Here is a 5,211-nt window from a genome sequence, read left to right as displayed (position 1 = left end):
CCTACATACTATTCGCGAAGAATCAATCCAACAAGCATGACACTTACCCCATTACAACGCTTTTGGCGCCTGTTCAAACCAGACGCCAAAGAGATCAAGAACGTTTACGTCTATGCCATATTCAGCGGTCTGATAGGGCTTTCCTTGCCACTAGGTATACAGGCGATCGTCAACTTCATACAAGGCGGACAGATCAGCACCTCGTGGATCGTGCTGGTGGTCATCGTGGTGCTGGGTGTGGCTGCGACCGGGATATTGCAGATCTACCAGCTCAGGATCACAGAGAATCTACAGCAACGCATTTTCGCTCGGGCAGCCTTCGAATTCGCCCACCGAATCCCCAATGTGAGGTTGGAGGCACTGTACAATCACTACGCACCTGAACTCATGAACCGCTTCTTCGATATCATGTCCATCCAAAAGGGCTTGAGCAAGATATTGGTCGATTTCAGTGCGGCAATTCTTCAGATGCTCTTCGGGCTCATTCTGCTCTCATTCTACCATCCGTTCTTTATCCTTTTCAGCTTTTTCATGGTAGTCCTGGTCTTGGCCATCTTCTACTTTACAGCCCGCAAAGGATTGGACACGAGTCTAGAAGAGTCCAAACACAAGTATGCGGTAGCGCACTGGTTGGAAGAGCTCGCTCGCACCGCTACCACATTCAAACTGGCCGGCCGAACTCGTCTTCCCCTCACCCGAATGGATGGTCTGGTAGGCGATTACCTGGAAGCACGGAATTCACATTTCAATATCCTAATCCAGCAACTCTCCTTGATGGTCGTATTCAAGGTGGTAGTGGCAACTGGGTTATTAGCGATCGGAGGCGTGCTGGTCCTCGAACAGCACATGAATATCGGTCAGTTCATCGCAGCGGAGATCATCATCCTTCTGGTGATGAGTTCTGTCGAGAAACTCATCCTCAGTCTGGAGACCATCTATGATGTACTCACGGCCCTGGATAAAGTGGGAATGGTCACCGATCTGGAATTGGAGAGTTTGGAGGGGATAGAGATGTCAGGGGACAAGACCCGTGGACTGGATCTTCAGTTGAATGACATCACCTTCAACTATCCAGGACAAGAGAAGATGGTGCTCAAGAATATGGATCTGCATATTGCAGCAGGAGAGAAGGTGACCATCATCGGCCCGAATGGATCGGGTAAATCCACCATGCTGCAAGTGATCGCAGGTCTTTATCTACCGCGTATGGGTACCATCAGCTATGACGGACTACCTGCAGGGAATATCGAATCCTCATCGCTCAGGGATTATATCGGAGATTGCCTGAGCTTGGAGCAGCTTTTCGAAGGGACCGTGCTCGAAAATATCTCTATGAATCGCAAGGACGTCACGCTGGAGGATGTACGCTGGGCCATTGCCAATGTCGGACTCAAGCAATTCATTGAGCAATTGCCCAAAGGATATGATACACTCATGGATCCTACAGGTCGCAGACTGCCACGTAGTATCATCCAGAAACTTCTCATAGCTCGCAGTATTGCAGATAGACCACGCTTGCTGCTGCTAGAGGATGCCTTGGAGCATATGGATGAGGCCGATCGGAGGCGCATCATCGATTTCCTCACCTCACCCGAGCAACCGTGGACCCTGCTCGCTATCTCTCAAGATCGCTACATGGCGGCTAACAGTGACAAGGTAGTGGTCATGAAAGAGGGGAGGGCTGCCCATGTGGGTACCTGGTCAGAGATACAAGAGAATATGGACATCAAAGAATTAGGCTATGCTTAATATCTCAGAGAATAGCGTCAACAAGCGTATTTGCAAAGAAGACCTCGGTAGTCTACACGTAGTTGAGGGAAAGCACTCAGGAAAAGTATTCCTGCGTCTCTTGACAGTTTTCTTCCTTGTATTCTTCATCATGCTCTTCATTCCTTGGACACAGAATATCAGAGCAAGGGGAGAGGTGACCACGGTGCGGCCCGATCAACGTCCGCAGACCATACATTCCATCATTGCAGGACGTATCGAGCAATGGTTCGTCAAGGAAGGGGACTTCGTATATAAGGGAGATACCATCCTCTATATCAGTGAGATCAAAGACGAGTATTTCGATCCCGATCTCTTGGGCCGTACCCAGCAGCAATTGAAGGCTAAGGAGATGTCGGTGAGTTCGTACATGGAGAAGGTCAAGGCGCTCGACAGTCAGATAGACGCCTTGGTGGAGACCAGTAAGCTCAAATTGGAACAGGCAAAGAACAACTTGAGGCAATCCCGGCTGAAGGTCACCAGTGATAGTATAGACTACCAAGCTGCAGGATTGAATTATCAGATCGCCATTGAACAGTATGAACGAATGGAACAGCTCCATGAACAAGGATTGAAGTCCTTGACCGACCTGGAGAATCGCAGATTGACCATGCAGAAAGCACAGGCCGATATGATCTCGGCAGAGAACAAGCTTCTCACCAGCCGCAATGAGGTCATCAATGCACGTGTAGAATTGAATTCTGTCCAAGCACAATACCGCGATGAAGTGGCCAAGGCCGAATCAGAGAAATACACTGCACTTTCAGGTATGTACGATGCGGAAGCGGTAGTGACCAAATTGCAGAATCAGTACATGAATTATTCTGTACGCACAGGCATGTATTATATCACTGCTCCCCAGGATGGCTATGTGACCAAGGCCATACAGTCCGGCATAGGTGAGACCATCAAAGAAGGCGAATCCATTGTGAGTATCATGCCAGCACGATATGATCTGGCCGTATCGCTCTATGTGCGACCGATCGATCTGCCCTTGATCGAGATGGGTCAGCATGTGCGTATCCAATTCGATGGATGGCCGGCCATCGTTTTCAGCGGATGGCCCAATACCAGCTATGGGACCTATGGTGGAGAGGTATTCGCCATCGATAATTTCATCAGTGATAACGGTCGCTATCGCATATTGGTGGCTCCCGACCCCGATGGACCACCTTGGCCCGATGCCTTGCGTGTAGGAGGAGGTACACGGAATATGCTACTGCTCAAGGATGTGCCTATCTGGTACGAGATGTGGCGGCAGATCAATGGTTTCCCGCCAGACTTCTATATTCCTGAGAATGGAATGGATCATAACCAAACGAAGAAGAAATGAGATTCTACTCGAGAAAATTGATCAAGCCCGGTGACCTGAATGCCAACAACACCCTCTTCGGAGGGAAACTCCTGCAATGGATCGATGAGGAGGCCGGAATCTATGCCATGACCAAATTGGATACCACCAAGGTGGTCACCAAGTATATCTCTGAGATCGATTTCGTCAGTTCGGCCAAACAGGGAGATGTCATCGAGATCGGATTGGAATATGATCGAGTGGGACGTACATCTATCTCATTCAGTTGCGAGGTAAGGAACCTCTTCACCAAGAAGACCATCATCACCATCGAAAAGATCGTCTTCGTGCAGGTGGATGAGCATGAGCGCCCGTCACCACACGGATTGACCGATGCTGAAATAGAAGCAAGTAAACGATTCGTATGAAGAAGTTCTGCATCATAGTTCTCGCTTTGCTGACGTATCTGCCTTTCGATGCGCAAGAAATCAATCGACTCTCCTATGAGGATTTCATGGACATCGTACTGCGTCATCATCCATTGGCCATGCAGGCGCGATTGGAACCCCAAGAAGCAGAAGCGACCTTGCGCTTGGCCCGTGGAGGTTTCGACCCACTAGTGAGTGCTTCCCTTCAGCAGAAGTATTTTGATGATACTGAGTACTACCGTTTGATCGATGCAGGGCTGAAGGTCCCCACATGGTACGGCCTGGAACTTTCAGGAGGGTATGAGCAGAACCAAGGTCAATATCTGAACCCCGAGGCCAATACTCCCGAGAATGGTCTGGTGCATGCAGGCATCGGAGTGGCTCTGGGTCAAGGCCTCCTCATCGATAAGCGCAGGGCCCAATTGCGCAAAGCCGAATTATATCTCGACCTCAATCAGGTGGAGCAGACCCTCATGCTCAATGATCTTCTATTGGAGGCGGGCATGTCCTATTGGATCTGGTTCGAGCGCACGCTTGACCTTCGGGTCTTCGAAGAAGCCCTCGATGCTGCCCAAGTACGTTTCGATGCGGTCAAGGAATCGGCACGTCTGGGAGCGGTCCCTTCTATTGATACACTTGAGGCGGGAATTCAGGTGCAGGCCCGACTGCTCAGTGTCCAGCAGGCTCGACTGGATCTGCTCAACGCCCGGGCACAGGTCTCTGGATTTCTCTGGGCTTCTGGTCTAGTGCCCTTGGAGTTGGACGTTAACACGCTTCCGCAGGAATTAGGAGAAACACTCGTAGATGCTCCACCGGCCGACCTGCGATTGCGCTTGGGAGAATTGCTTGCACAGCACCCGATGCTTCGTGGCTATGGTTACAAACTCGAAGCTTTGGAGATCGATCGCAGATGGATGGCCGAGCAGCTCAAACCCCGATTGGACCTGAAATACAATGTGCTCACAGAGCGTGTAGGCAATACCGAGACCGAGACTTTCAATACAGAGAATTACACCTGGGGATTCGATTTCGAATTCCCGCTATTCATCCGCGAGGCGAGAGGGAGACTGCGATTGGCCGAGCTCGATATCCAAGGTACTGACCTCGACAGGGCCGATAGACAGCAGATGCTTCAGGTCAAGGCCCGTCAATCGATCAATTCATGGGAGACCACGCTGGAGCAATTCCGACTCTATTCACGCACCGTGCAGGACTATGCCGGACTTCTGGCCGGTGAGCGACAGCTCTTCGAATCCGGTGAGAGTTCCTTATTCTTGGTCAACAGAAGGGAATTGGGATACATCTCGGCCCAGATCAAACGGAATGAGATCCTAACGAAGAATCGCATGGCCAGTTTGAAGACCGAGTATCAACTAGGTATATTGAGTACGAATTTCATTGAATCACCATGAGCATGCCTATGAAAAACATTCTCCTCTCTATCTGTCTCTTCATAGCCTCCTCCATGACGGGGCAATTCATCACTCAGACTCAGTCCCCACGGCTCACCGCCATCCAGATCATCCAAGAGGCGGACAATATGTTACGAACGGGGCGCACACAAGAAGCGCTCTTGGCATACACGAGTGCCATCAATATGGACTACAGCTTTGCCGAAGCCTATATGAAAAGAGCACGGCTCTATCAATTGCTTGGTCAGACCTATGAGGCCATGAAGGACTACGATCGCGCCTTGGAGCTCAACCCCTACAGTGAGTATGTATT

General features: G+C 50.3%; 5 protein-coding genes. All 5 read left to right on the top strand.

What is annotated here, in order from left to right; translation table 11 throughout:
• Nucleotides 1-36: 36 nt before the first annotated feature.
• Nucleotides 37-1,749 (top strand): ATP-binding cassette domain-containing protein, encoded by a 1,713-nt coding sequence (locus HKN79_06445; GenBank protein NNC83198.1) that lies wholly within the window; start codon nt 37-39, stop codon nt 1,747-1,749.
• Nucleotides 1,742-3,100, top strand: coding sequence for an HlyD family efflux transporter periplasmic adaptor subunit (locus HKN79_06440; GenBank protein NNC83197.1), 1,359 nt, complete (start codon nt 1,742-1,744; stop codon nt 3,098-3,100). The genes HKN79_06445 and HKN79_06440 overlap by 8 nt, the downstream gene beginning before the upstream one ends.
• On the top strand, nt 3,097-3,486 hold the full coding sequence (locus tag HKN79_06435; GenBank protein NNC83196.1) for an acyl-CoA thioesterase: 390 nt from the start codon (nt 3,097-3,099) through the stop codon (nt 3,484-3,486). The genes HKN79_06440 and HKN79_06435 overlap by 4 nt, the downstream gene beginning before the upstream one ends.
• On the top strand, nt 3,483-4,898 hold the full coding sequence (locus HKN79_06430) for a TolC family protein (protein NNC83195.1): 1,416 nt from the start codon (nt 3,483-3,485) through the stop codon (nt 4,896-4,898). The genes HKN79_06435 and HKN79_06430 overlap by 4 nt, the downstream gene beginning before the upstream one ends.
• A gap of 8 nt (nt 4,899-4,906) precedes the next feature.
• Nucleotides 4,907-5,211: tetratricopeptide repeat protein (locus HKN79_06425; GenBank protein ID NNC83194.1), on the top strand; the 305-nt coding region annotated here is incomplete at its 3' end.

Source organism: Flavobacteriales bacterium, assembly GCA_013001705.1.
Classification (GTDB): domain Bacteria; phylum Bacteroidota; class Bacteroidia; order Flavobacteriales_D; family JABDKJ01; genus JABDLZ01.
Note: the sequence above shows the minus strand (reverse complement) of the source record. Positions and strands in the feature narration are given on the sequence as shown.